We start from the raw sequence: 25,850 nt of genomic DNA, 5'->3' as shown, positions 1-25,850 counted from the left end.
TGCCGTGACAGAATCGTTGTGTGGAAAGGGGCCGTTGTGGATACCATCGTGCTGCTCGTCGCGGTTGTGGCGGGCCTCGTGGCGTTGGAGCTGCTGGGCATGCGCGCATACCGTCGCCATCGTGCACGCAAGCAGGCAGCGTTCACGCGGGAGAACGTGGGCGCGGTCTACGACGACCTGCAGGCCGCCCGCGCCCGGTGCCTGGCGGAGAAACGCGCGTTCGCCCTGTTGGCCGATGCCGCCCGCTCGGCCGGCCGCCCGGAGGACGGTGCCGTGCTGGACGCGTTGGCGGCTGGCGAGAGGGCTCACCTGGCTGCGCTCGAGGCCTTCCGCGGGCCGCTGCATGCCGAGAGCGTCGATCCGGCGGCGTACCCGTCCCTGCCGTCGAGCTTGGACGACGCCCTGCGTGTCGCGGCCGGGCGGCTCGATGATTGGAGTACGGGGGCTTGCCGCGACGCCGCCGCGCGCGCCCGCGTGCGCGGCTACCGCGACATCGCGAAGCTCTACCGCCAGCTGCAGGAGGTGGAGCAGGCCGCCGCGTGCCTCTGCCTCGATATAGCCGAGGACGCCCGTCCTGCCGGGCTCTTCTCGCTCTGCCCGGCCTGCGGCCTCGTCGTGACCGGCCGTCGGCCCGCTTTCTGCACCGTGTGCACGAAGCCCGGCTTCGAGTTCGATGACGTGGCGATGCCCGCAATGCCGGAAGCGGCAGCTGCCGTGTTAAAACCTGAAGGCGTCGCGTAGCGGCGAGCCGAGGCCCGTGGGGCGGCGCCCGTCAGTCCGAAACCACCATCTCCGCCAGCTTCAGCAGGTTGGATGCCTCGTAATCCGCACGGACGCCCAGCTCCTCGGGTGGCAGGCCGCGGCGGTTGAGCCAACCCACGGTGAAGCCGAACGCCTTGGCGCCGGCCACGTCCCAGCCGTTCGACGACACGAACAGCAGGCGCTCCCGCGCAACGCCCAGGTGGTCGACGGCCAGCTGGTACACCTCGGGCCGCACCTTGAACAGCCCCGCCTCGTCGGCGCTCAGGCAGGCGTCCAGGTGCGCGCCCAGCCCGGAGCGCGTGGCGAGCGGCTCGATCATCCCCAGGTTGCCGTTCGTGAGGATGGCCTTCTTGCGCGTGCCGAAACGCGCCATGGCCTCTATGACCTCGGGGTACATCTCCAGCTCCAGATAGGTTGCCATGATGGCCGCGATCTTCCCCTCGTCGCCCTCTAAGCCTAGCTCGGCCAGCGTGTAGCGCAGTGCATCCTCGGTGACGCGCCAGAAGTCCGCATAGCGTCCCATGAGTGTGCGAAGCCACGAGTACTCCAGCTGCTTCTGGCGCCACAGCCGGCTCATGGCCGCCCCGCTGCCGGGGTATTCCTCCTCGCACTTCCGCTCCACCGAGTACACGTCGTACAGCGTGCCGTACGCATCGAACGCGATAGCCTCTATCATGGCCGTTTCCCTTTCCCCTGAGTATCCTGCCGCAGCCGCCAACGCTGCAGCCTCCTCCATTGTGCGCCGAAACCATCGGCGCGGCAAGCAGAAAAGGACCCGCACCCGTTTTGAGGCGAGCCCCTGCAGTTTGGTCGGGTTCAACGAAAGCGACCACAATTATCGGGGTCAAGTTCATAGAGGTGCGGGCCCTTGGGGGAAGGCAGCGCGACGGCGAGGTCGTTGGGGCAGGCGGCGAACCCGTCGTCGCGCTCGGACGGTCTTCGCCCGGGCCCGCACGGCCGGCCGCTCCGGCACCGCTTTCGGAAAAGGGAAGGGCCCGGGCCCCTTGCGGGGTCCGGGCCCTGGAAACACGAGTCCGCAGAGAGCTCGAACGTCGCGAATCAGTACCCCACCAACCCCACGAGCGGAGCCAGGATGGTGGCGTGGAGGATCATCATGGCGATGGTCGGCGCGATGCCGGCCTTGAAGAACTCGCCCATCTTCCACTGGCCGTGCTTGAACGTCATCATGTTGTTGCTGTCCACGCCCAGAAGGAACGTCGTGTTGGCGTTGAACGCGATGATGATGGCGAACACGGCCGCCGACACGCCCATGGCAGGGCCCATGCCCGCAAGCGGGATGAGGCTGATGGCGATGAGCGCCGGGCCCACCGGGATGATCAGGCGCATGAGCGGCAGCGCCACGGCGGTGGCGGCGACCACGGCGAAGGCTGACACGGCCATCTTGCCCACGGTGGCGCCGAAGAGCCAGCTGGCCGCGCCCTGCTCCTTGATGCCGCCCGCGATGGACTGCACGCAGCCGATGAGCAGCACGATGGCCCACTGCACGCTGGCGATGTACTCTTTCCAGGTAAGCACGTCGATGCCGGGCAGGAAGAACAGCGCCAGACCCGCGACGGCGATGGCCGTGGCGTCCCAACCCGTCCAGTTGCTGGCCACCCAGCATACGATCATGAGCGCCAGAATGGCGAGCACCTTCTTGTCAAACCCGTCGAGCTTGCCCACCGACGCGCCCGATTTCTCGATGGCGAGCATCGTCTCATCGGAGATACGGTCGGTCTTGAAGATGAACACCACCGACAGCCAGCACACCACCAGCAAAATGATGGCGATAGGCGCGCAGATGATGACCCAGTCGAGGAACGAGATGGTGAAGCCCGCGTTCGCGCCCAGCATGTTCAGCGTCATGATGTTCAACGCCGAGCCGGCCGGCGTGATCATGCCGCCCATGCACGAGGCGTACGCGATGCCTATCATGAGCGCCTTGCCCAGGTTGGCGGCGTGCTTCGCGGTGCCGTTCTTCTGCTCCACCTCGATGATGCTGGACATGGCGATGCCCGCGAACAGCGCCGTGCAGGGCAGGTTCGACACGAACGCCGAGATCACGGCCGTGGCCACCATGAACATGAGCACCGTGAGCTTCGCGTTGCCCTTCGTGATGTGCATGAGCGTGAACACGATCTTCGTGGGGATCTTCGTCTTCAGCAGCGCCGACGTGATGCCGAACGACGCCAGGATGAAGAAGATCACGTTGCTGATGAAGTTCGCCCATACGCCGGGCGTGCCGTTGTACGGGAAGATGCCGAATCCCGGCATGAGGCACATGAGCGCCAGGCCCGATATGGCCATGGGCACGGGCTCCGTCACCCAGAGCACGATGCCGGACACCATGAGCGCTATGGCCATCTTGCCCGCGTAGGACAGCCCTTCCGGCGTGGGAAGGAAGTGCGCTATCACGATGATGGCCACGGCGACACCGATAAGCGCCAGCCTCTTGCCGAGCGACGTGCCTTGTTGCTTTTTGTTGTCGGACATGAGATGAATCAACCCCCTTGCTTTTCCAGTTGCTTCCTTGTTCTGTTGGAGCTTCGGTCCATCCCCCTTTCTCCGCTGCGCGCCGTGCAAGGGACGCGCCTCTCTGCCGAATGCTCGCCTCCCACTATCTCCGAGCGCGCGGGATCGCGAATCGAATGGCCGTTGCTAAAACCGGGGGAAGTCATCGAAAAATCCGTATGAAGAACCCGCACGAAGGGGGTCATACGCACAGTAGTATGGCGTTCGTGCGCTTTCCTTTCAGGCGTCCGATTCGTGCCTTGCGGGTTCACGTTATGGTGGGCGCCTGTTCGAGGGCTCGGCGTGCGAGGGGGAGGTATTCGATGGGCGAAAAGGGACGGAGCGCGAAACGAAGCCAGGCGCCTGCTGGCGGCGCGGCGGCCAAGAGGGTCGCGTACATCGCGGTGGCGGTGGTGCTGGTTGCAGCGGCGTGGTTGGGGCCCACGCCGGAGGGGCTCTCCGAGGCGGGGAAGATGTCGCTGGCGCTTATGGTGGCGGGCATCTTCCTGTGGGTGACGGAGCCGGTGCCCGTGGCCATCTCGGGCCTCGTCATGATGGTGCTCATGCCTGTGTTCGGCGTGCTGGAGTTCAACGGCGGCGTGTGGAGCGGGTTCATCAGCAGCGTCATCTTCTTCATCTTGGCGTCGTTTGGTATCACGGCGGCGCTGCTGAAGACGAAGCTGCCTACGAAGATTGTGTTCGCGCTCATGCGCCTGACGAAGGGCAACGCGCGAGCCACCGTGGGCGCGTTCATGGTGTCGGCGGCGGTGTTGTCGTTTTTCATCTCCGACCTGCCGTGCACGGCGCTGTTCGCGGGTATCGCGGTGTCGAGCATTCTCAAGATCGAGGGGTGTGAGCCCGGCAAATCCAACCTGGGGCGGGCGCTCATGATCGGCATCACGTACGCGTCGGTGGTGGGCGGACAGTCCATCCCGTCGGGTAGCGCCATGAACATCATGGCCATGAACGTGCTGGCTGCCAACACCGGCATTGAGATATCGTTTCTGGACTGGACGGCCATCTGCATGCCTATTGCGATTGTGCTGTTGGTGGCGTGCTGGCTGTCGGTGACGCTCGTGTTTCGCCCGGAGCCTATCTCGGCGGCCACCATGGCCCTCATCGAGGAGAAGGGGCGCGCTGTGGGCAAGCTGGAGGCGCTTGACTGGAAGGTGCTCGGCGTCATGGGCGTGACGTTCGCGCTGTGGATCGCCAGCAACTGGACGGGCTGGGATGCCACGGCCATCGCGGTGCTGTGCCTGGTGCTGTTCTTCCTGCCGGGGCTCGACGTGCTCACGTGGCGCGAATATACGGCGTCGGTGTCGTGGAACATCGTGTTGCTCATCGGCTGCGTGCAGTCGCTGTCGGGCGGCGTGAAGGAGCAGGGGGCGGCCAGTTGGCTCTTTGGCTCCACGGTGGGCAAACTTGCCGTGAGCGGCACGGCCATCGTGGGCGCGACGGCGGCGCTGTTGCCGCTGCTGCGCTTGGTCATTCCCGTGGGGCCGGCGTTCATCGCCATCTGCCTTATCCCGCTTGCGTCGCTGTCCTCGGCGTTCGGCGTGAGCCCCGTCGTGTTCACGGTCATCGTGGCGGTGAATGCGTCCACCACGTTCCTCATGGGCGTGGACAGCAACAACATGTTGTCGTTCCGCTACGGCTACTGGAAGATGACCGACTTCTTCAAGGCGGGCGTTCTGCCCACGCTGGCCATGATGGCGCTGCACGCCACCGTGCTCGCCCCGCTCGTGGCAGCCGTGGGGTACTAGGGTAGCTGGGACGTCAGCTGACAGGCGCCGTTCGCCCGCCGGAACGCCGCGCCCGACGACCCCGGCGGCGCCTTACTGGTACACGACCTCCGTGGAGTCCACGATGCTGATGAGCTCCTGCTGCGAGTTGATGCCCATCTTCTGGTAGATGTGGTACACGTGCGTTTTGGCCGTGTACGCCGAGATGTTCAGCTCGTCGGCGATGAACTGGGCGTTGCGCCCCTTCGCCAGGTAGTATAGGATCTCGCCCTCGCGGTTCGACAGCTTGTAGGTTTGTGCTGCCTGGTTGCAGCGCTGCTTGAAGTAGCCTCCCTCCACGATCTCGGCCTTCACCGTCTTGTCGGCGAACGTGTTGTCCTTGAACGGCACGAACGCGGCCAGCAGCGCCAGCGCCAGCAGCAGGCCGAGCGCCAGGTAGGGCACGTAGGCGAACAGGCTCGGATTCGCATACTCGATGGCCATGCACAAACTCCAGCTCACGATCATGCCCGCCGGCAGCACCAGCTGGCCGCGGGCGATGCGCCAGAACGGCGAGGGATGGCCGCTCGCGAATCCCACGAGCGCGCTCAGGTTCGAGAAGTCCAGGTACACGTACACGCCGACGATGAACAGGCAGCATGCCAGCATGAGCCCCGGTCCGAGGAACGCGAGTCCCAGAAAGCCCACCACCAGCAGTAGAAGCGCCACCTTCTCCGCGGTGCCGAACGGCACGTAGCGCTTCACCAGAACGCTCAGCGCCAGGTGCAGCCCGGCGCCGCACGCGACGGCCGCCGCGACGGCCAGCGGGTCCACGGCGTCCAGGTTCGCGCACAGCAGGTACAGCGCGATGCCGAACAGCGCGCCGAACACGGCCACGGTGAATCCGGTAAGCGGGAACAGGCGCGTCTGCTCGAGCGGCGAATCGGGTTCCTGCTCGCTGCCCACGATGTGGGTGCGCACGTAGTGGAGCACGGCCAGCGATGCCAGCGGCAGCAGCACGAGCGCAACGTCACCGTAGGGTGGCAGCAGCTCGCAGGCGAAGAGGTAGACCACGGCCCCCGCCAAGGCGCTTGCCGACAAGTACGCCCCCACGTCCTTTTGCCAACCCACCATGAACACCTTGGGCCAGAGAAGGAAGATGAGCGAGAAGCCGCACCCGCCCAGGAACCAGGCGGCGAAGAACGCAGCCGGGGGAACGGCCGCGTAATGGGCGACGAGGTTGAGCAGCCCAAGCGGAAGGGATAGCAGGGCTGCCGCCCAGGGAAGCGGGTCGTGCTCCGTCCGGCTGAAAAGGTCGCGCTTCAGGTACACGAGCAAAAGCACGGCCAGGACGCCCACAAGGAACGCGAGCTTCAAAACGAGCGACAGGTCGCCGGCGTGGCTTGCCGGATAAGGGCTCAAGAGCACGAGGTAGAACCAGGCCCAGAAAGAGGCGAATCCTGCCGAGGCGACCGGAAGCATGGTTCTCACATGCGCTTTCTTCACTTTCATAGTGCGCTGCCTTCCCCTGAATCTTTGCATAGGCCGCCTTACGCCGGCGGCACGTCGCTCCATTATAGGCAAACCGCTGCGGTGAATGGCGCAGACCGTGGCTGCGGGCTGCGTTGTTCCGGCGCCGTTGCGCGGCGGTGCTCCGCCGCCCTAGGCTTTCCCCGGGACTGCCTCTGCTGGGATGGAGGGGAGCGCCACGATGAAGCAGGCGCCTCCCTCGGGCAGGTTGATGGCCTCCACCGTGCCGTCGTGCGCTTCCACCACCGACTTCACAATGGCCAGCCCCAGGCCCGTGCCGCCCGTGCCGCGGCTGCGCGAGGCATCGGCACGGTAGAAGCGGTCGAACAGCAGCTTGGGGTCGGCGTCGCCGAAGCCGGGGCCGTCGTCCTTCACGGCCAGGATGGAGTTGCCGCGCAGGCCGAACAACTCGATGACGATATGCCCGCCGGGGTCGATGAAGCGGCTTGCGTTCTCCACGAGGTTCGTCACGGCCTGCTTGAGGCGGTCGGGGTTGCCCAGCACGTCGGGCGCTTCGCCCACGATCTCGGTGTTCGCCTCGCGGTCGCGCAGGATGGGCTCCAGCGCGTCGAGCACGCTGTGGGCCAGGCTGTTCAGGTTCACGCGTGAGAGCTCGAACGGGGTATGGTCGTTCTCGATGCGCTGGAGGGCCAGAAGGTCGTTCGTCAGGCGGCTCAAGCGCTCGCTCTCGCCCACGATGATGGAGCAGAACTTGTCGTGCAGCTCGGGCGGCAGGTCGGGGTCGGAGAGCATCTCGGCGTTGCCGCGGATGGCCGTGAGGGGCGTGCGCAGCTCGTGGGCCACGTCGCTCACGAATGCCGACTGGCGGCGCTCCTTGAGCGCGAGGTCGATCTGCTGGGACTTCGTCTTCTTCACCAGCGAGTCGATGGTCTTCGACAGCTCGTCGGCCTCGTGCAGGCGCCCGTCCGGGGCCAGCGACACGTCGGCGCCGGAACGGACGGCCTCGGTTTTCTTCACCAGCACGTTCAGCGGTTCGGCCAGGAAGTGGCCGATGATGAGGCTGAGCACGAACGTGACCAGCCCCGTGGGTATGAGAAGTAGAAACGCCTTCGGCGGAGTGCCGAAGGCGATGAAGCAGGTGAGCACGATGATGGCGCCGGCGAGCAGCATGAGCAGCGTTGCCAGCAAGGAGAAGTATGTCTGCAGCCTCTTTATTGTCTGAACCTGTACCCGTATCCGCGAACCGTCTCCACCAGGCCGGGATCGTACCCGGCGCCCTCAATCTTATCACGGAGGCGCTTGATGTGGGTGTCGACCGTCTTGGTTTCCGTCAAGTATTCCCAACCCCACGCATCGCGCAGCAGGTCCTCGCGCGACACCACCTTGCCGGCGTTCTTCATCAGGCTGGCCAAGAGCTCGAACTCGCGCGGCGTGAGGTCTATCTCGCCGTGCTCGCCCGATGCCGTGTGGGCGTCCTCGTCCAGCGTGATGCCGCTGGCCGTGATGGCGTGGTTCGCGCCGGGGAAGTCGCCGCCGGAGCCGCGGCGCAGGAGCGCGCGGACGCGGGCGATGAGCTCGCGCACGCCGAACGGCTTGGCAAGGTAGTCGTCCCCGCCGATCTCCAAGCCCACCACCTTGTCGAGCTCCGTGTCGCGCGCCGACAGGAACAGCACCGGCACGGTGGTCTTGGAGCGCAGTCGGCGGCACAGCTCGTAGCCGTCCATGCCGGGCAGCATGATATCGAGCACGAACAGGTCGTAGGGGTTCTTCGTCGCCAGAGCCAGGGCCTCCTCGCCATTGTCTACCACGTCGGTGTAGAAACCCTCCTTCTTCAAGGCGTAGCTGACGAATTCCGTGATGGAAGGCTCGTCGTCCACGACGAGGATGCGGTTCGGTGTATCGTTCATGTGATACCTTTCTACGAGTGCGTAGTCAGATAAAGGCGGCGGGCGACCGCTTGGTATAATGATCAACCGCAACTATATCCGCTCCCGTCCGTTTCGCCTGCGTCCGAGGGGGTTTGTCAAAAACATGTTACTTGCCATCGATGTGGGGAACACCCAGACCGTCGTGGGGGTGTACGAGGGCGAGGTGCTCGCCCACATGTGGCGCGTGGCCACGAACAAGAGCCATACGTCCGACGAGCTGCGCGTGAAGGTGCTGCCGCTTTTGGACTCGGAGGGTATTGCGCCGGACGACCTGCAGGGGGCGGCGCTCGCCTCCGTGGTGCCGCAGCTCACGCAGGCGTGGTGTGCGGCGCTGCACCGCATGCTGGGCATCGACGCGCTCGTGTGCACGGCTGCCTCGGCCGGGGAGCTGTTCCCCACCACGTACGCCAACCCCGGCGAGATCGGCGCCGACCGCGTGGCCGACGCCGTGGCCGCGCGGTCGCTCTACGGCGCGCCCGTGGTGGTGGTGGACTTCGGCACGGCCACGAACATCGAGGTGGTGGACCGCGAGGGGCGTTTCATCGGCGGCGTCATCGCACCGGGCGTGGACACGAGCGCCGCGGCCCTGTTCTCGCGCGCCACGCGCCTGGCCGCCATCGACCTGGTGGACCCGCACACGGCCATCGGCGGCAGCACCGAGCAGGCCATCCAGGCCGGTATCGTGTACGGCGAGGCCGACCGCGTGGACGGCCTCGTGCGCCGCATCTTCGCCCAGCTGGGCTACGAGGCCCCCGTGGTGGCCACCGGCGGTTTGGCCCCCCGCGTGGCCGAGCTCTCCCAGACCATCACCGCAACGAACCCGGAGCTCACGCTGGAAGGATTGCGCCTGATACACGAGGCGCAGGGGAAGGGCACGGTGGTTTAGACGCCGACCGCAGCCGCGGGGACGAAGGCGTCCTTGGGCAGGGTGCCCTCGATGCGCGCGAGGACGTCGACCGAGCTTGTCGGCTCTATCGCGAGCATCTGGCGCACCCGCGCGCCCAAGAGCCGGTTGAGGGCGTCAAGCCGCTCCTCATCCACGGGATAGACGGGGTGGTTCGTCAGCTCGAAGGAGAGCATGCGGCGCAGCGCCTCGCGGTGCCGCTCGGTCATGACCACTTGGAGCACCTGGTTGAAGGGCAGGTTGCTGCCGGCGGGCGTCTGGCTGCCGGCCTTGCGGGGCCACTCGTCGAAGTCCGTAGCCATGTCTCCGGGGAAAAGCGCGAGGTTGTGGTCGAACAGCGGCGCGAACGACAGTGTTGTACCGCTGCGGTTGTCGCGGAGGAAGCCGTAGTTGTTGGCGTGGCGGTCGACGTGAGCGGGCAGACCGAAGCGAGCTTTCCCTGCCATTTCTCCAGATCGTAGTCCACATGGGGGATGCCGAATGCTTCGGCGGCCTGCGCGGCGAAGAACTCCGAATAGGGCTCCATGCCGGAGTTGGCGTACCCTTCCGTGCCGGCTTTGAACAGGAGGAGCGCATCGTCGATCCTTCGCCAGGCCTTCGGGTACTGGCCGTCGGTGGTCCATTCGGTCGAAAGCCCCGCGCGGCGGTGCTGGGCGAGGGGTATCCCGTGTAGGCCGTCAGTGCGAGAGCTTCGTCCAGCTCGTTGTCGAACAGGTTGTAAGCGGCGAACGTGCCCGCGAACCCTTCGGGAACCACCCAGTACGCGTCGTTGATCGAAAGGTCCAGGCACACGTCGATGATGCCCATGGTGTCGCCGGGGGTCAGCCCTGCTTGGGCGAGGATCTTGTCCGCGAATCGTCGGTTCTTCGGCACGACGCGCGTATCGAGCCACTCTTTGAGGGAGTCCTGTCCCAGGTCGCGCATCAGGGGGAGGGGGAAGAGGCTGCACGCGTCATCGTCACTGTCGAGGACGGAGAACGACACGTTTCCGAACGCGTCGGCCATCGCAGAGAAGACGAGCAGCGCCCGGTCGTAAAGCCGCAGTTCGTAGCGCTTTGCCTGGTTGACCATGAGCGCTCTTTCCCCGTGTCGCATTTGCCCTGGCTCGCCGGCCGAGCGTCTCGATTATACCTGAAGCCTCCGGGAAGGTTAACGCGGGCCGCCGCTCCGTTGCTGCCGCGAAGATCAAGCGGATGCGCAGCAGCGTTTCCTCGGCTTCGGCATGAAGGGCGTCGCTGCGATGCGAAGCTCATCTGCATCGGCGCGAAGCCGCTGCGCCGAAAGGGCCAAGGCGGCGAGCTCGCCCTCTAGGTACTCGCCGGTTTCCTCGGGGTTCGACCTCACGGCGGCATTCGCGAAGAGAAGAGCATCTTCAAGCTCTCGCGCTTCCCGCTTGACAAGGTCGATGCGGTCGATGACGTCGATGGGGATAGAGCCCCTTCGAGTTGCGTGCTTATTCTTGGCCATGAATCCCCCTTTTCGTCCACCTAGTGTACACAACTAAAGTTATTCGATCAACTCTAGTTATGCAATTTGCTTTGAGAAAAGCGCTTTCCTCCATCCTCCTAGTAACAGGAGGTGTGCTCATGAATACAAATGAAGCTATTAGAACAATGGTGGAGGAATCCGGCTATAGTCATAGAGCTCTTTCCGTCGAGCTCGGCCATTCAGCTACCTGGCTGAGTTCGACTCTGCATCGACCCGGAGACTCCGAGTGTGGGACGGTGGCGGCAATCGCCCGCATCGCAGGCTATTCGCTCGTGCTGGTTCCGAGGGATCGTCCTCTGCCGGTCGGCTCTTTGGTGATCGACCCGCCGAGCGACAACGCGTGAAAATGTCCCAAAAGGGGACAGGCGCCTTTTGGGACATGCTGCGGTGCGCTCGAATTCGCTCTCCGTTCAAGATGAGCAGGTGCCGTTCTGCGTGCATAGCGCGAACGGCACCCGCCTCCTCTTCCGATTTTGAGCTCGGGACGAGCGGCCCGAGCTCCCCGGTTGCTGGTATTTGATGGCCCTTGCGGAAAACAAGGTGGTCACGGGCCGAAAAACCAGTAGAATGCAGGAAAGCGCACCGACGAGGAAAAGGGAGGGCCCCACGTGTTGAGCGACATCGAAATTGCCCAGGCGACGAAGCCGCAGCCTATCAGCGCCATCGCCGAGAAGGCGGGCGTGCCGGAAACGTACCTGGAGATGTACGGCACCAACAAGGCGAAGGTGGACTACAACCTGCTCAAGGACGTGGAGCACACGCCGGGCAAGCTCATCCTGGTAACGGCCATCAACCCCACGCCGGCCGGCGAAGGGAAGACCACCACGACGGTGGGCCTGGCCGACGCGCTGGCGAAGCAGGGCAAGAACGTGGTCGTGGCGCTGCGCGAGCCGTCGCTCGGCCCCGTGTTCGGCATCAAGGGCGGTGCGGCCGGCGGCGGGTACGCCCAGGTCATCCCCATGGAGGACATCAACCTGCACTTCACGGGCGACTTCCACGCCATCGGCGCGGCCAACAACCTGCTGGCGGCCCTGCTTGACGCGCACATCCACAACGGAAACGAGCTGGGCATCGACGTGCGCAAGATCACGTGGAAGCGCGTGGTGGACATGAACGACCGCCAGCTGCGCAACATCGTGGACGGCCTGGGCGGCAAGGCCCACGGCGTGCCGCGCGAGGACGGCTTCGACATCACGGTGGCCTCCGAGGTCATGGCCATCTTCTGCCTGGCCACGTCCATCACCGACCTCAAGGAGCGCCTGGGCCGCATCGTGGTGGGCTACACCTACGACGACAAGCCGGTCACGGCGCACGACCTGCACGCGGAAGGCGCCATGACGGCCCTGCTCAAAGACGCGCTCAAGCCCAACCTCGTGCAGACGCTCGAGGGCACGCCCGCGTTCGTGCACGGCGGCCCCTTCGCCAACATCGCGCACGGCTGCAACTCCATCATGGCCACGCGCATGGCCATGGCGCTGGGCGACTACTGCGTGACGGAGGCCGGCTTCGGCGCCGACCTGGGCGCAGAGAAGTTCCTGGACATCAAGTGCCGCCTCGCCGGGCTCGAGCCCGACGCGGTGGTCGTGGTTGCCACGGTGCGCGCCTTGAAGAATCACGGCGGCGTGGCGAAGGCGGACCTCAACGAGGAGAACCTCGAGGCCCTGGAGGCCGGCCTGCCCAACTTGCTTCAGCACGTGGAGAACATCACGCAGGTGTACAACCTGCCGTGCGTGGTGGCCATCAACGCGTTCCCCACCGACACGAAGGCCGAGCTCGACCTCGTGGAGGCCAAGTGCCGCGAGCTGGGCGTGAACGTGGCGCTGTCCGAGGTGTGGGCCAAGGGCGGCGAGGGCGGCCAGGCGCTGGCCGACGAAGTGGTGCGCCTGTGCGCCGAGGGCGACGCCGAGGGCCGCAGCGCCGAGACGTTCGAGTTCTCCTACGGCGACGACCTGACGCTGGCCGAGAAGATCGAGGCCATCGCCAAGCGCATCTACCACGCAGACGGCGTCGTGTTCGAGCCGGCCGCGAAGAAGGAGCTGGCCCAGCTGGAGGCGCTCGGCTTCGGCGCCATGCCCGTGTGCATGGCCAAGACGCAGTACTCCTTCAGCGACGACGCGTCCAAGCTGGGCGCGCCGCGCGGCTTCACCGTGACCGTGCGCCAAGTGAAGGTGTCGGCCGGCGCCGGCTTCGTGGTGGCGCTCACGGGCTCCATCATGACGATGCCGGGCCTTGGGAAGGCCCCCGCCGCCTTCAAGATCGACGTGGACGAGAACGGCAAGATCAGCGGGTTGTTCTAAGGCTGACGAACGCGTGATCGGGGCCCCCGGCGGCATGCGTCGCCGGGGGCCGTTTTGCCAGGCCGCATTGCGCCCGCGGAGCAACTTCGGAGTTTTATCTGCCGGTCGGCTAGGGGCGCAGGCAGGTGATAGGCACCACCAGAACGCCGTCTTCGCGTCGGTAGGCGTACCCTCCGGGCGTGATGACGGCGCAGAACGACGGGGCGCCCATGATGCTTGCGTCGATCTTGCCGGCGAGCTTCCTGAGGTTTGCCGCGCCTTCGTCAACGAGGCGCGCGCTCATCTTCACTTCCAGCAGGGCGTAACGGCCGTCGTCCAGCGCGATGACGCAATCGGCTTCGAGACCCGTGTTGTCGCGGTAGTGCAGGACCTTTCCGCCGAGGGGTTCGGCATACACGCGCAGGTCGCGTACGCAGAGGTTCTCGAAAAGCAGACCGTAGGTTGACATGTCGCGCAACAGAAGCTCGGGGCTCGCTCCAAGGGCCGCGGCTGCAATGGACGGATCGGTGAAGAAGCGAACGGGCGTGGTGGTAATGCGCGATCTCGCATGCAGAGAAGGCGTCCATGCTGAGACATCCTCGATCACGTAGAGACGTCGGAGCGCTCCGACGTAGGAGTCGACGGTTTCCCTCGACAGCCCGCTGCCGCGCGTCTTTAGATTGCCGCGCACCGTGCCCATGTCTGCTTGGGTTGCCGAGCAGCGAGCGTAGGCTTGCATGATGAGGCGTGCGTATTGGGAATTGCGGCTCACGCCGTCTACCCGCGAGATATCCTCCTCTGCGATAGCCGACAGGTAATCGCGTGACATCTTAAGTGCGGCGTTTTCGTTAGCGATGGTGATCGCGCGAGGCCAACCGCCGCGGCAAATCAAGTAGGAAAGGTTCTCAACGTCCTGCTCCGAGTGGCCTTCCACGTGAGTTTCGTCATTCGGGATATGGTCGCCTTGCCCGAACAACTCGCCCAGGCTCACTTCTCCCGTGGATTCGCCCGACTCGAAGAGCGACATCGTGCGCATATCGAGGAAGGAGAACCGACCCGTGCCCGTATGCTGGGGTTGGGCCGTTGGCGTTGCCGAGCCCGTGAGCATGAACTGCCCGGGCTCGTCGCTGCGGTCCACAGCGAAGCGTACGGCGTCCCAGAGTTGGGGTGCTTCTTGCCATTCGTCGATGAGCCGGGGCTTTTCTCCACGTAGCAGCAAGGAAGGCTTCGCCTCGGCCATCGCCATGTTGTTGGCCCGCTCGTCGGGGTCTTGCATGAAAGCGACGCTCTTAGCACGCTGCAATGCCGTGGCTGTTTTCCCGCACCATTTTGGCCCGCGGATGACGACGGCTCCTGCGTAGGAGAGCCTTTCGACCAGCTCGCTATCGACGACGCGCGGTAGATATGTTGCCATAACCCGCTCCTTGCAATGAGTTTAACCTACACTTAACAACGATATTAACATACACTTTGCAATAATTACAACCAGCAGTTTGCAATTTGATAAAAGGAAGCCGCAAAAAGCTTTGCCGAAGGCTTCCGTAGCGACACCAGACGGCCCGACAGCTAACTCTACGTGAAGAGTTTGTGCAGGGGTGCCGGTTGGTCTTGGCAGTTTGTGGCCGCACGTCGAGGGTTCGTGCATGTTTCGCGGGGCGTATGGGGTTATTGCGGGCGGTGGGCTATCATACGGAATGCCGGACGTGCGGCGTGTTCGCGGCGGCCGGCCATCCCGATCAAACTTGACGCTCGCGCAAAAGGGAGGCGCCATGTACGACACCTCATTCATCGACGAGCTGGCTAGCGCGGCGCCCACGCCGGGCGGCGGCGGGGCCTCGGCCTGCGCGGGCGCGCTCGCGGCGGCGCTCGCCTCCATGGTGGGCAACCTCACGGTGGGAAAGAAGACCTACGCCGACGTGGAGGACGAGGTGCGCGCCTCGCTTGCGCGCCTCGACGCGCTGCGCGCCCGCCTGGTGGCGCTTGTGGACGAGGACGCGCGCGCGTTCGGGCCCCTGGCCGCCGCCTACCGCCTGCCGAAGGCCACGCCGGAAGAGCAGGCCGCCAAGAACGCCGCGCTCCGGCAGGCGCTCGTCGGCGCGAGCGACGTGCCGCTCGCCATCATGCGCGCCGTGGCCGACGTGGTGGACGAGGCCGACTACCTGGCTCATCACGGCTCCAAGATGGCGCGCTCCGACGCGGGCGTGGCCGCCGCGTTCGCCCGGGCCGCCTCCGACGGGGCCAGCCTCAACATCTTCATCAACGCCGCCTCCATGGACGATGCTGCCCAGGCCGCGCGCTACCGCGGCGAGGCCGAGTCGCTGGCCGCGCGCACGCGCGAGCGCTGCGACGAGCTGTTCGACTTCGTGAAAACGTCCGTCTCGTAAACTCTCGAAGGAGCGAATCACTCCCATGGCAACCCTCCTCACCGGAAAGCCCGTCGTCGACCGCTTGGCGCAGGAGCTCGCGCCGCGCATCGAGGCGCTGGCGCACGCGGGCATCGTGCCCACGCTCGCCATCGTGCGCATGGGCGAGCGTCCCGACGACCTGTCCTACGAGCGCACCGCCCAGAAGCGCGCCGAGTCGCTCGGCATCGCCGTGCGTCCGTTTGTCCTGCCCGAGGACGCCCCGCAGGAGGTCCTCGAAGCCGCGCTCGCCGAGGTGAACGCCGACGCCTCCATCCACGGCTGCCTGCTGTTCCGCCCGCTGCCCGCGCACATCGACGAGGCGCGCGTCTGCGATCTGCTGGCTCCCGAGAAGGACGTCGACGGCATCACGCTCGCCTCGCTGGCCTCGGTGTTCACCGACGGCGCTACGGGCTTCCCGCCCTCGACGGCCGCCGCGTGCCTCGAGCTGCTCGACCATTACGGAGTGCCGCTCGAAGGCAAGCGCGTTGCCGTGGCGGGCCGCAGCCTGGTGGTGGGCAAGCCCGTGTCCATGATGCTCTTGCGCCGCAACGCCACGGTGACGCTCTGCCATAGCAGGACCGAGAACCTTGCCGAGGTCGTGCGCGCCTCCGACGTCGTGATCTGCGCCACCGGCCGTGCCCGCATGTTCGGCGCGGAGTTCTTCCGCCCCGGGCAGACGGTGCTCGACGTGGGCATCAACTTCGACGCCGAGGGCAACCTCTGCGGCGACGTGGACTTCGACGCGGCAGAGCCGGTGGTGGACGCCCTCACGCCCGTCCCGCGCGGCCTGGGCACGGTGACCACCAGCGTCACGATGGCCCACACCGTGGCCGCCGCCGAGGCCGCGCTCGCCGCGCGCGAAGGAGGGCGGTGAGCTTGCGCGCGGCGACGCCTGCCGGCAGGAAGTTCATCATCGCCGACCCTTCGGTCTGCATCGGCTGCAAGACGTGCATGGCGGCCTGCCTCATGCGCCATGACTCTCCCGGCGACGTGGCGGTGCCGCGCCTCACGCTGGTCACGACGCGCACCATATCGGCGCCCGTGGGCTGCCATCACTGCGCCGAGGCGCCGTGCGTGGACGCGTGCCCCACGGGCTGCCTGTTCAGCGACGACGAGCACGTGGGCGTGCACCCCGAGAAGTGCATCGGCTGCCGCAACTGCGTGCTGGCCTGCCCTTACGGCGCCGTGGAGATCGTGACCGAGAAGCTGCCGCCCGAGCCGGAGCCCACGCCCGGGGAGGCGGCCGCGGCCGACGCGGCGGCCAAGGACGACAAGTCCGCCAAGGGCGCCCGCGCGCGGGCCCGGGCGAAGAAGCGCAAGCGCACGCGCTCGACGGTGGTGAAGTGCGACCTGTGCACGGGATGCGCGGGCGGCCCGGCGTGCGCGAAGGCGTGCCCGACCGACGCGCTGCGCCTGATAGACGCCGACTTCATGGAGCGCGCGCGCCAAAGCAAGCGCAAGGCGGCGGCCCGCGCCACGGCGTCGTTCGCCAGCATGAAGCTCAACGCGAGCCTGGACGAGGGGGAGTAGCCTCATGGAGAAGCATATGGCGGTGTGCCCGTACTGCGGCGCGGGTTGCAAGATGAACCTGGCGGTGGAGAACGGCCGGGTCATCGACGTGGAGGGACTGGACGGCATCACGAACGAGGGCGAGCTGTGCCTCAAGGGCCTCTACGGTTACGACTTCGTCAACGACACGCGCATTCTCACGCCGCGCATCTACCACCCGATGATCCGCCGGCGGAAGGGCGCACCGCTTGAGCGCGTGACCTGGGACGAGGCGCTCGATTTCACGGCCAGCCGCCTGCGCGCCATCATCGAGGAAAGCGGTCCCGAGGCCGTCATGCTCACGGGGTCGTCTCGCGGGGCCGGCAACGAGGCCAACTTCGTCATGCAGAAGTTCACGCGCGCGTGCCTCGGCACCAACAACATCGACAACTGCGCGCGCACCTGCCACGCGGCCAGCGTCATCGGCCTCATGGAGTGCGTGGGCTCGGGCGCGATGAGCGTGAGCATCCCCACGCTCGAGGAGACGGACTGCATCCTGCTCATCGGCTACAACCCGGCGGCCAGCCATCCCATCGTGGCGCGCCGCATCGTGAAGGCGAAGGAGCGCGGCGCCGAGCTCATCGTGTGCGACCCGCGCGTCATCGAGAGCGCCCGCATCGCCGACCTCTACCTGCCGCTCGCGAACGGCTCGAACCTCGCCTTCGTGAACGCGCTCGCGTACGCCATCGTCGACGAGGAGCTGGCCGACTTCGACTTCATCGACGAGCACACCGAGGGCTTTGACGACTGGTGGGAGATCGTGCAGGACTACGCGCCGGAGGACGTGGAGGGCGTGTGCGGCCTCCCCGCCGAGCTCATCCGCCAGGCCGCCCGCCGCTACGCAACGGCCGAGACGGCCATCGTGGGCTGGGGCATGGGCGTGACCCAGCACGCGCAGGGCGTGCAGACGGTGCGCGCCATCGCAGCGCTCGCGCTCATCACGGGCCACATCGGCAAGCCCCGAAGCGGCCTCGCCCCCGTGCGCGGGCAGAACAACGTGCAGGGCTCGTGCGACATGGGCATGTGGCCGAGCCTCTACCCCGGCTACCAGCGCGTGGACGACCCGGCCGCGCGCGCGAAGTTCGCCGCCGCCTGGGGCGTTCCCGAGGAGCGCCTGTCGCTCAAGCCCGGCTGGAAGCTCACCGACCTGCCGCATGCGGTGGAGGAGGGGAAGGTCCGCGCGTTCTACAACTTCGGCGAGGACCCGCTGCAAACCGAGCCCGACACGGCGCAGATGCGGCGCACGCTGGAGAACCTCGACCTCCTCATCAGCCAGGACATCTTCATGACGCAGACCACGGCGCTGGCCGACGTGGTGCTGCCCGCCACCTCGTGGGCCGAGCACGACGCCGTGTACACCGCGTCGGACCGCTCGTTCCAGCTGACCACGGCCGCGCTGCCGCCGAAGGGCGAGTGCCGCCACGACTGGGAGATCTTCGCCGACCTGTCCTGCCGCATGGGCTACCCGATGCGCTACGAGAGCACGCGGGAGGTCTGGGACGAGGTGCGCAGCCTCTGCCCGCAGTTTGCCGGGGCCACCTACGAGAAGATGGCGGGCACGGGATACGCGCAGTGGCCCATCCGCGCCGAGGCGGCCGACGACCCCGACAACCACGGCACGCCGGAGCTCTACGCCGGCGGCGCGTTCACCACGCCAAACGGCAAGGGGCGCCTGGTGGCGGCGCACTGGCGTCCTCCCACCGAGAAGCCCGACGACGCCTGGCCGCTCGTGCTGTGCACGGTGCGCGAGGTGGGGCACTACTCGTGCCGCTCGATGACCGGCAACTGCAAGGCGCTGGCCGCGCTCGCAGACGAGCCCGGCTACGTGAGCATGAGTCCGGCCGACGCCGACGCGCGCGGCATCGAGGAGGAGCAGCTGGTGTGGGTGCGCTCGCGCCGCGGCAAGGTGCTCGCGCGCGCCGCGGTGGACGAGCGCGTGAACGAGGGCGCGGTGTACATGACCTACCAGTGGTGGATCGGCAAGTGCAACGAGCTCACGCTGCACGCGGTGGACGGCGAGTCGGGCACGCCCGAGGACAAGTACAGCGCCTGCGAGGTGGAGGCGATCGCCGACCAACGCTGGGCGGAGGATCACCTGGTGGAGCGCTACGCCGCCCTCAAAGCCGAGCTGGCCGCCGAGGCCGACCGCCAGAACCCTCCGGAGCCGGAGCCTCCGGTCGTCCAGAGCGGAGCGACCGAAGGGGGCGCAGCCGAAGATTCCCCCGCGGCGTCTGCCGATGCCGCACCTGCTCCCGCCGCCTTTGCCCCCCACGAGGCCGAGGTGGCGGGCCGGGCGCTCTACGCGGACGGCGAGGAGGAGACGCTCGTATGAACCGCTTCGTCGTGTCCGACCCTGCGCGGTGCATCGGCTGCGGCGCGTGCCGCGTGACGTGCAGCGAGGCGCACCGCAAGCGCGCGCTGCGCCCGGCGTCGCGCCTCTCGCTCGTGAAGACCCGCGAGGTGTCGGCCGCGGTGACGTGCCACCAGTGCGAGGGCGCGCCCTGCCTGTCGGTGTGCCCGGAAGGGGCCATCTACCAGGAGCGCGACCGCCTTCAGGTGGACGAGGCGCGCTGCACGGGCTGCCTGCTGTGCGCGCTCGCGTGCCCGTTCGGCGCCGTCTACCCCTCCGCGCCGTCCACCGCGCACGTGAAGGCCGCGCCGTACAGCCGTGCGTCGTCGGCGCGCTCGGCGGGGCTGCTGCGCCAGAAGGAGACGGGCGCGTACACGGGCGTGGTGGTGTGCGACCTGTGCGCGAAGTCGCCCGACGGGCCGCGCTGCGTGGAGGCCTGCCCCACGAAGGCGCTCGCGCTCATGGACGAGGAGATGCTCGAGGCGCTGGGGAAGAACCGCCGCATCGAGGCCGTCGAGCGGGCTGAAGCAGCCCTGCGCGGCGGGCTTCCCGACGATGCGTTCGCGGGAATGTTCGATCTGCTCGAGGAGGTCGATCGCTGATGGTGAACGTGAAGCCCCGCACGTCGAACCCCATTTCGAGCCGCGACCGCGTGACGGGGGTTCGGCGCGCCTCGAGCGTGGTGGAGGGCAAGCCGCGCCACGACTTCTCCGCCTGCATCGCGTGCGCCGCCTGCGCGGCGGCCTGCGACGCGAACGCCATCCGCATCTTCATCGACGAGGACGAGGGCCTGCTGGTGTGGACGCTCGACCTGTTCGACTGCACGCAGTGCGGCCGCTGCGTGCCTGCCTGTCCCACCGGGGCTATGGACGTCATCGAGGGGGCCGACTTCGCCGACGAGCCCGAGCTGCCCAAGCGCTGCCTGTTCACGCTGGCGGAGTGCGAATCGTGCGGGCGCTACTACGCCACGAACAAGGAGATAGCATTCGCGAACGCCCTGCTCGAGCAGGAGGAGCACGCCGACGCCGCCCGCGCCCGCGCGCTCATGGCCACCTGCCCCGACTGCAAGCGCACGCGCGACGCCAAAGCCGCCGCCCGCCGCGCGGGGATGAAGCGGCGCCTGTAGGTCGAGCTTCTTGATGTGTCGTTCGACCGGCGAGGCAGCTGCGAGCCGCCGGTCGAACGACGGGGGGCGAATAGGCGCGCCGGGCCTCCCGCGCTAACACGTGGGCCTGTTACCCCAGTATCTCCAGCTCGTGGGGGTAGCCGTTGAGCACCTCGCAGCCGTCCTCGGTAACGATGACCAGGTCCTCGATGCGCACGCCGAACTCGCCGGGCAGGTAGATGCCGGGCTCGATGGAAAAGCACATGCCCACCTCCACCGGGGCCTCGTGAACCGACGAAACGTCGCCCGGCTCATGCACGTCCAGGCCGATCTGATGTCCCAGGCGATGAGTGAAGAAGGGACCGTAGCCCGCCTCCTCGATGACTTCGCGGGCGGCGCGGTCGATGTCGCAGAAGCGCACGCCGGGGGCGACAACGCGCTGGGCGGCCTCGTTGGCCCGCCGCACCGTCTCGTACACCTCGCGCTGCTTATCGGTGGGCTCGCCGAAGAAGAACGTGCGCGTCATGTCGGCGCAGTACTCGCCCTGACGGCAGCCCACGTCGAACAGCACCACATCGCCGGCGGTCAAGGGCGTGCCGTCGGGCTCGTGATGGGGGTCGGCGGCGTTCGCGCCGAAGCTGACGATGGGCGCGAACGAGTGGCCCTGCGCGCCCAGCTCGCGGTAGATGCCCTCCAGCTGACCGGCCACCTCGGCCTCGGTTGCGCCTTCGCGCACCAGCTTCTTGAAGCGCGCCATGGCGGCGTCGTTCGTGTGCGAGGCGTCGCGCATGAGGTCGCGCTCTTCGGCGCTCTTGTGGGCGCGCGCGTCGTCCACCACGTCGGAGGCCAGCACGAAGGCGCTTGCCGCCCCGCGCTCCATGAGCGGGATGAGGAAGCGCGCCGCAAGGTTCTTGTCGCAGCCCAGCGGGCGGGACGGGTCGAGCAGCCCGGCGGCCAGCGCAAGGGGGTCTTCCGTGTCGTTGAACGTGAGCGTGGCGCAGGAGAGGTCGCTCGGCACGGCGAACATCTCGTTATAGACGAGCGTCGGCGCGCCGCCCTCGACCAGAACCAGGCCCAGAAAGCGCTCGCCCGGCTCAAGGTATGCGCCGGTCAGGTACTGGATGGACCGCGGGTCGCAGACGAGCATCTGCGAGAGCCCGCGCCGGGTAAGGTTCTGCATGACGGTTTCGATATGCGCTTCGTACATGGCTGGTTGCCTCCTTCGTGTCGCGCCGTGCCGCCGCCGTGCGGGCGGGGGGCGGGTGTTTTGCGTTCAAGGCGATGATAGGGCAAAAGCGATGCGTCGCGATGAGAATTCTGCCGCGGCGCCCGTTCGGCGGCAGTCCGCGCGCCAGCGGCCGCAGGCGTCTCGCGTTCCGCACGCCGGCGGGCGCATGGCCTTCGCCCTCCCGTGTGTTGGCGGCCGCGCCGTACGTCCTCTTCGCTCGCCTTCGCCTGCGCCGCGCGTGCCAATGCCGCACCATGGAAGATTCCCGATTCCCCGCCGCCGTCGTGGCCTGGGCGGTCGTGTTGGCGTATCATACGCACCATGGCTAACGGACTGACCTACATACGCAAGACCACCTCCCCGGAGGCGACGAAGCAGCTGGCCTCCACGCTTGCGCCCTATCTGCACGCGGGCGACGTCATCGTGCTCTCGGGCGACCTGGGTGCGGGCAAGACGCAGTTCGTGCAGGGGGTCGCCGCTGCACTTGGCGTGCGCGACCAGGTGACCAGCCCCACGTTCAACATCCTGCTGCAGTATCCGGGAGGCCGGCTTCCGCTGTACCACTTCGACCTGTATCGGCTGGAAGATCCCGACGAGCTGGAGGACATCGGCTATTTCGAGACGATCGACGGCGACGGCGCCTCGTTCGTCGAATGGGGCGAGAAGTTCCCCTCGGCCCTGCCGTACGGCTACCTGGAGATAGCGGTCACCGTCGACGCTGACGGAAACCGCGACGTGCGCGCGCAGTCGTTCGGGGACCGTGCGCGGCAGCTGCTGTTCGTATGGGCGAAGGACTCGAAATCGCGCCTGATGAAGGCAGCGGGGTGCTGCGGGTGAGCGATCGAGAGTTCCTGGCGGCGCGTGCGGCGGAGGCCGGCGCGGCGCACGGTGCCCCAGCAGGCGCACGGCCACGCTACGCGCTTGCGTTCGACACGGCCAACGAGGTCATCGCCATCGGCTTGGGCGTGCTGCACGCGGAAAGCCTCGAGGTGGAGGTCGTTGCTTCCGCCGAGGCGTCGGCGCATCGCGCCTCGAACACCCAGCTGCTTCCGCGCATCGACGCGCTGCTGGCCGAGCAGGGCGTGGCGCGCGAAGAGCTGGCATGCATCGTCGTCGGCCGCGGGCCGGGGTCGTTCACCGGCGTGCGCATTGCCATGGCCACGGCCAAGGGCATCGCTTCGGCGCTGGGCGTGGGGCTCGTGGGCGTGTCGTCGCTCGATGCCGTGGCGTGGAACGCGCAGGCGGCGGGCGTGCGCGGCCCGCTGGCCGTGGTGGCCGACGCTATGCGCAAGGAGGTGTATCCCGTCCGCTACCAGCTGACGGACGAGGACGCCTGCCGCCTTGGGGCCGACCGTGTGGTGAAGGCCGAGGCTGCGGCTGCCGAGCTGGTCGCGCATGCGACCGAAACGCCCCGCTTGGCCGTCACCGGCGACGCGCTGGCGAAGTACGCCGACCTGTTCGCACCGGCGGGCGAGACCCTGCCTTCGGAGCTGTGGGCTCCCACGGGCCGCGGCCTGCTGCGGGCGCTGCAAGCCGCCTGGCGCGCGGGCGAGGCCGATCCCTTCGACGCCGCCCGGCATAACCCTGCCTTTGCGCTCCCCGTGTACACGCGCCTGTCCGATGCGGAGGAGAACGAGCGCATCCGCTTGGCGAAGAACGATCCGAAAAACCTCGCCGTCGGCGTGCAGGACGTGGCCCCGCGCCGCGACCAGCGGGCGAGCATGCACGACACCGCCATCCTGAACGCCCGCCCCGCCGCCGACGGCATCGTGTACAAGCCGCTTGATGCCGCGCATGCCGCCGCTGTCGCCGCGTTGGAGGCGCAGGTCATGGGTTCCGACGCCTGGAACGAGCACCTGGTTGCCGACGAGCTCCCGCGCCCCGACCGCGTCTGGTGGGCGGCTTACGATGGCGAGCAGCTGCTCGGCTATGCGGGCGGGTGGGTCGTAGACGGGCAGGTGCAGATCCTCAAGGTGGGCGTCGACCCGGCGCAGCGCCGCCGCGGCATCGCGCGCGAGCTGCTGGCCCGCGTGGCGGCCGACGCGCGCGACCTGGGCGCGGCAACATGCTCGCTCGAGGTGCGCGCGGGCAACGCCGGCGCGCAGGCGTTCTACGAAGCGCTCGGCTTCCACGCGCTTGGCACGCGTCCGCGCTACTACTCGGATGGCGAGGACGCCCTCATCATGGAGGGCCCGCTGCCCCTGGCCCCGCACGACGTGGCGGGCATGCAGCTGCAGGTCGACGCCGCCCGCGCCGAGGCCTCTCGCAAGGAGGCGTCCCGCACGGAATCTGCCTGCCCCGCTGTTGCGCGCCCGCTTATCCTGGCTATCGAGTCGTCCTGCGACGAGACGGCTGCCGCCATCGTGGACGGCGACGGCAACCTCGTGGCCGACATCGTGGCCTCGCAGGTGGACTTCCACGCGCGCTTCGGCGGCGTGGTGCCCGAGATAGCCAGCCGCAAGCACATCGAGGCCATCTGCGGCGTGTGCGACGAGTGCCTCGACGTGGCGGCCGACCATCTGGGTCTCGCACGCCTGACATGGACCGACCTCGACGCCGTGGCCGTCACCTACGCGCCCGGCCTCATGGGCGCGCTCGTGGTGGGCGTCGCCTTCGCGAAGGGCGCGGCCTGGGGTGCCGGCAAGCCGTTCATCGGCGTCAACCACCTCGAAGGCCACTTATACGCGAACAAGATCGGCGCGCCGGACTTCGAGCCGCCCGCCGTGGTGTCGCTCGTGTCAGGCGGCAACACCATGCTCGTGCACATGCGGGGCTGGGGCGACTACGAAACGCTCGGCGCCACCATCGACGACGCGGTGGGAGAGGCGTTCGACAAGGTGGCGAAGGCACTCGGCTTGGGGTATCCCGGCGGCCCCGTCATCTCGAGGCAGGCGGCGCTCGGCAACCCTGATGCCATCGCCTTCCCTCGTGCCATGATGCATTCCGGCGACCTGCGCTTCTCGCTCTCGGGCCTCAAAACGGCGGTCGTCACCTACATCAACAACGAGCGCGCCGCCGGCCGCGAGCCCCACGTGCCCGACGTTGCCGCCAGCTTCCAGCAGGCGGTGGTGGACGTGCAGGTGAAGAAGGCGGAGATGGCGCTGCGGCAAACGGGCGCGCGCACGTTTTGCCTCGGCGGCGGCGTGGCGGCGAACCCGGTGCTGCGCGACGCCTACAAGGCGCTTTGCGAGCGTCTGCATGTGCGCCTGACCCTGCCGCCTTTGAGCGCCTGCGGCGACAACGCCGGCATGATAGCCCTTGTGGCCCTCGATCGCTTCCGCGCTGGGAAGTTCTACCCCCTGGACGCCGACGCCCAAGCCCATGCGAATCTGGACGATCCCTACTAATTAGTATAGAACATAGGTTCGTTTTATGATATACTGGCGTCATCGATAAATCGCATGGCGTTGTGCTCGACCAAGCACCCTCCTGTCCAAAACGCCCCGGACCGAAGGAGGGAATCATGGTCGATTCTTCCGTAAAGCTGTTTGAAAGCCAGGAAATCCGCTCGGCATGGAACGAGGACGAGGAGGAGTGGTACTTCTCTGTCGTCGATGTGGTCGGCGTGTTGACGGAGAGCGCCAACCCAACTGACTATCTGAAGAAGATGCGCAAGCGTGACGAGCAGCTTGCGAGCTACCTAGGGACAAATTGTCCCCAGATAGAAATGGCAACGTCGAGCGGGAAGAAGCGCAAGACGCTTGCGGGGAATGCCGAGCAAATCCTGCGCATCGTGCAGTCCATTCCCTCCAAGAAAGCCGAGCCGTTCAAGCTGTGGCTCGCGCAGGTGGGCTCCGAGCGCATCGACGAGATCATCGACCCCGAGTTGACGCTCGACCGCGCTCTGGAAACGTACCTCAAAAAGGGCTACGACCGCAACTGGGTCAACCAGCGCCTGCAAACCATCCAAGTGCGCAAAGGGCTCACCGACGAGTGGGAGAGGCGCGGCGTCGAGAAAGGCAAGGAGTACGCTATCCTCACCGACGAGATAACGCGCGCCTGGTCGGGGATGACCACCCGCCAGTACAAGGATCTCAAAGACCTCAAAAAGGAGAACCTTCGCGACAACATGACCACGCTCGAGCTGGTGCTGAACACGCTGTGGGAGGCTGCGCCGAGAAGCCGGTAGCGCG

At 67.1% G+C, this 25,850-nt stretch carries 22 protein-coding genes; 13 read left to right on the top strand and 9 right to left on the bottom strand.

All coding sequences use genetic code 11. The annotated features are described in order from the left end of the window. Positions 1–36: 36 nt before the first annotated feature. The gene (locus tag LB310_RS01835) at positions 37–741 is read left to right on the top strand and encodes a hypothetical protein (RefSeq protein WP_301154222.1); all 705 of its coding nucleotides are present in this window, start codon (positions 37–39) and stop codon (positions 739–741) included. Positions 742–772: 31 nt separating this feature from the next. On the opposite strand, the gene LB310_RS01830 is transcribed toward LB310_RS01835, so the two are convergent. Next, complete coding sequence (locus tag LB310_RS01830) at positions 773–1,438, bottom strand: haloacid dehalogenase type II (RefSeq protein WP_301154220.1); 666 nt, start codon at positions 1,436–1,438, stop codon at positions 773–775. A 383-nt stretch (positions 1,439–1,821) separates the two neighbouring features. Further along, on the bottom strand, positions 1,822–3,255 hold the full coding sequence (locus tag LB310_RS01825; protein ID WP_123673356.1) for an SLC13 family permease: 1,434 nt from the start codon (positions 3,253–3,255) through the stop codon (positions 1,822–1,824). A 341-nt stretch (positions 3,256–3,596) separates the two neighbouring features. Between LB310_RS01825 and LB310_RS01820 the strand changes: the two genes are divergently transcribed. Further along, positions 3,597–5,036: an SLC13 family permease gene (locus LB310_RS01820; protein WP_301154217.1), complete on the top strand. Its 1,440-nt coding sequence runs from the start codon at positions 3,597–3,599 to the stop codon at positions 5,034–5,036. A 72-nt stretch (positions 5,037–5,108) separates the two neighbouring features. Here the strand turns inward: LB310_RS01820 and LB310_RS01815 are convergent, their stop codons facing one another. The 3 genes from LB310_RS01815 to LB310_RS01805 form a co-directional block, all read right to left on the bottom strand. Further along, positions 5,109–6,506: a LuxR C-terminal-related transcriptional regulator gene (locus tag LB310_RS01815; RefSeq protein ID WP_157780564.1), complete on the bottom strand. Its 1,398-nt coding sequence runs from the start codon at positions 6,504–6,506 to the stop codon at positions 5,109–5,111. Between the two features lie 150 nt (positions 6,507–6,656). Beyond that, positions 6,657–7,673, bottom strand: a complete 1,017-nt coding sequence (locus LB310_RS01810) for a cell wall metabolism sensor histidine kinase WalK (protein WP_227115073.1) — start codon at positions 7,671–7,673, stop codon at positions 6,657–6,659. Positions 7,674–7,696: 23 nt separating this feature from the next. Then, entirely contained in the window at positions 7,697–8,392 is a 696-nt protein-coding gene (locus LB310_RS01805; RefSeq protein WP_015539450.1) for a response regulator transcription factor, read from the bottom strand. A 124-nt stretch (positions 8,393–8,516) separates the two neighbouring features. Here LB310_RS01805 and LB310_RS01800 point away from each other — a divergent pair, with 124 nt between their 5' ends. Further along, positions 8,517–9,299, top strand: a complete 783-nt coding sequence (locus LB310_RS01800; protein ID WP_301154215.1) for a type III pantothenate kinase — start codon at positions 8,517–8,519, stop codon at positions 9,297–9,299. On the opposite strand, the gene LB310_RS01795 is transcribed toward LB310_RS01800, so the two are convergent. Beyond that, a complete protein-coding gene (locus LB310_RS01795; RefSeq protein WP_301154213.1) occupies positions 9,296–9,763 on the bottom strand; it encodes a hypothetical protein in 468 nt (155 codons plus the stop codon). The two genes, LB310_RS01800 and LB310_RS01795, sit on opposite strands and share 4 nt — an antisense overlap. Positions 9,764–10,502: 739 nt before the next feature. Further along, positions 10,503–10,784, bottom strand: coding sequence for a hypothetical protein (locus LB310_RS01790; protein ID WP_301154211.1), 282 nt, complete (start codon positions 10,782–10,784; stop codon positions 10,503–10,505). Between the two features lie 629 nt (positions 10,785–11,413). Here LB310_RS01790 and LB310_RS01785 point away from each other — a divergent pair. Continuing rightward, entirely contained in the window at positions 11,414–13,102 is a 1,689-nt protein-coding gene (locus LB310_RS01785) for a formate--tetrahydrofolate ligase (RefSeq protein WP_301154210.1), read from the top strand. A 109-nt stretch (positions 13,103–13,211) separates the two neighbouring features. On the opposite strand, the gene LB310_RS01780 is transcribed toward LB310_RS01785, so the two are convergent. Continuing rightward, the gene (locus LB310_RS01780; RefSeq protein ID WP_278806970.1) at positions 13,212–14,495 is read right to left on the bottom strand and encodes an ATP-binding protein; all 1,284 of its coding nucleotides are present in this window, start codon (positions 14,493–14,495) and stop codon (positions 13,212–13,214) included. A gap of 355 nt (positions 14,496–14,850) precedes the next feature. Between LB310_RS01780 and LB310_RS01775 the strand changes: the two genes are divergently transcribed. From LB310_RS01775 to LB310_RS01750, 6 genes are read left to right on the top strand one after another with little or no spacing between them, the layout of a single operon-like run. Then, positions 14,851–15,465, top strand: a complete 615-nt coding sequence (locus LB310_RS01775) for a cyclodeaminase/cyclohydrolase family protein (protein WP_301154208.1) — start codon at positions 14,851–14,853, stop codon at positions 15,463–15,465. Between the two features lie 25 nt (positions 15,466–15,490). Continuing rightward, a complete protein-coding gene (locus tag LB310_RS01770; protein WP_301154207.1) occupies positions 15,491–16,360 on the top strand; it encodes a bifunctional 5,10-methylenetetrahydrofolate dehydrogenase/5,10-methenyltetrahydrofolate cyclohydrolase in 870 nt (289 codons plus the stop codon). Then, positions 16,357–17,016 carry a 4Fe-4S dicluster domain-containing protein gene (locus tag LB310_RS01765; RefSeq protein ID WP_301154205.1) on the top strand — a complete coding sequence of 220 codons (660 nt, stop codon included), beginning with the start codon at positions 16,357–16,359 and terminating at the stop codon, positions 17,014–17,016. Before LB310_RS01770 ends, LB310_RS01765 begins: the two co-directional genes overlap by 4 nt. Before the next feature lie 4 nt (positions 17,017–17,020). Next, the gene (gene fdhF / locus LB310_RS01760; protein ID WP_301154203.1) at positions 17,021–19,366 is read left to right on the top strand and encodes a formate dehydrogenase subunit alpha; all 2,346 of its coding nucleotides are present in this window, start codon (positions 17,021–17,023) and stop codon (positions 19,364–19,366) included. Beyond that, positions 19,363–19,986 (top strand): 4Fe-4S dicluster domain-containing protein, encoded by a 624-nt coding sequence (locus LB310_RS01755; RefSeq protein ID WP_301154200.1) that lies wholly within the window; start codon positions 19,363–19,365, stop codon positions 19,984–19,986. Before fdhF ends, LB310_RS01755 begins: the two co-directional genes overlap by 4 nt. Continuing rightward, the gene (locus LB310_RS01750) at positions 19,986–20,510 is read left to right on the top strand and encodes a 4Fe-4S dicluster domain-containing protein (protein ID WP_301154199.1); all 525 of its coding nucleotides are present in this window, start codon (positions 19,986–19,988) and stop codon (positions 20,508–20,510) included. Before LB310_RS01755 ends, LB310_RS01750 begins: the two co-directional genes overlap by 1 nt. Before the next feature lie 109 nt (positions 20,511–20,619). On the opposite strand, the gene LB310_RS01745 is transcribed toward LB310_RS01750, so the two are convergent. Then, positions 20,620–21,696: a Xaa-Pro peptidase family protein gene (locus LB310_RS01745; RefSeq protein WP_301154198.1), complete on the bottom strand. Its 1,077-nt coding sequence runs from the start codon at positions 21,694–21,696 to the stop codon at positions 20,620–20,622. A 342-nt stretch (positions 21,697–22,038) separates the two neighbouring features. Between LB310_RS01745 and tsaE the strand changes: the two genes are divergently transcribed. The 3 genes from tsaE to LB310_RS01730 all read left to right on the top strand — a co-directional run bounded on the left by tsaE (position 22,039) and on the right by LB310_RS01730 (position 25,846). After that, complete coding sequence (gene tsaE / locus LB310_RS01740; protein WP_157005187.1) at positions 22,039–22,554, top strand: tRNA (adenosine(37)-N6)-threonylcarbamoyltransferase complex ATPase subunit type 1 TsaE; 516 nt, start codon at positions 22,039–22,041, stop codon at positions 22,552–22,554. Continuing rightward, complete coding sequence (gene tsaD / locus LB310_RS01735; protein ID WP_301154195.1) at positions 22,551–25,064, top strand: tRNA (adenosine(37)-N6)-threonylcarbamoyltransferase complex transferase subunit TsaD; 2,514 nt, start codon at positions 22,551–22,553, stop codon at positions 25,062–25,064. The genes tsaE and tsaD overlap by 4 nt, the downstream gene beginning before the upstream one ends. 116 nt (positions 25,065–25,180) lie before the next feature. Beyond that, positions 25,181–25,846, top strand: a complete 666-nt coding sequence (locus LB310_RS01730; protein ID WP_301154193.1) for a BRO family protein — start codon at positions 25,181–25,183, stop codon at positions 25,844–25,846. The last annotated feature ends 4 nt before the right edge of the window (positions 25,847–25,850 follow it).

Origin of the sequence: Gordonibacter sp. RACS_AR49, from assembly GCF_030418435.1 — a bacterium.
Taxonomy (GTDB): Bacteria; Actinomycetota; Coriobacteriia; order Coriobacteriales; family Eggerthellaceae; genus Gordonibacter; species Gordonibacter urolithinfaciens.
The sequence above is the reverse complement of the archived record's forward strand: the minus strand, read 5'-3'. Positions and strand labels throughout refer to the sequence as shown.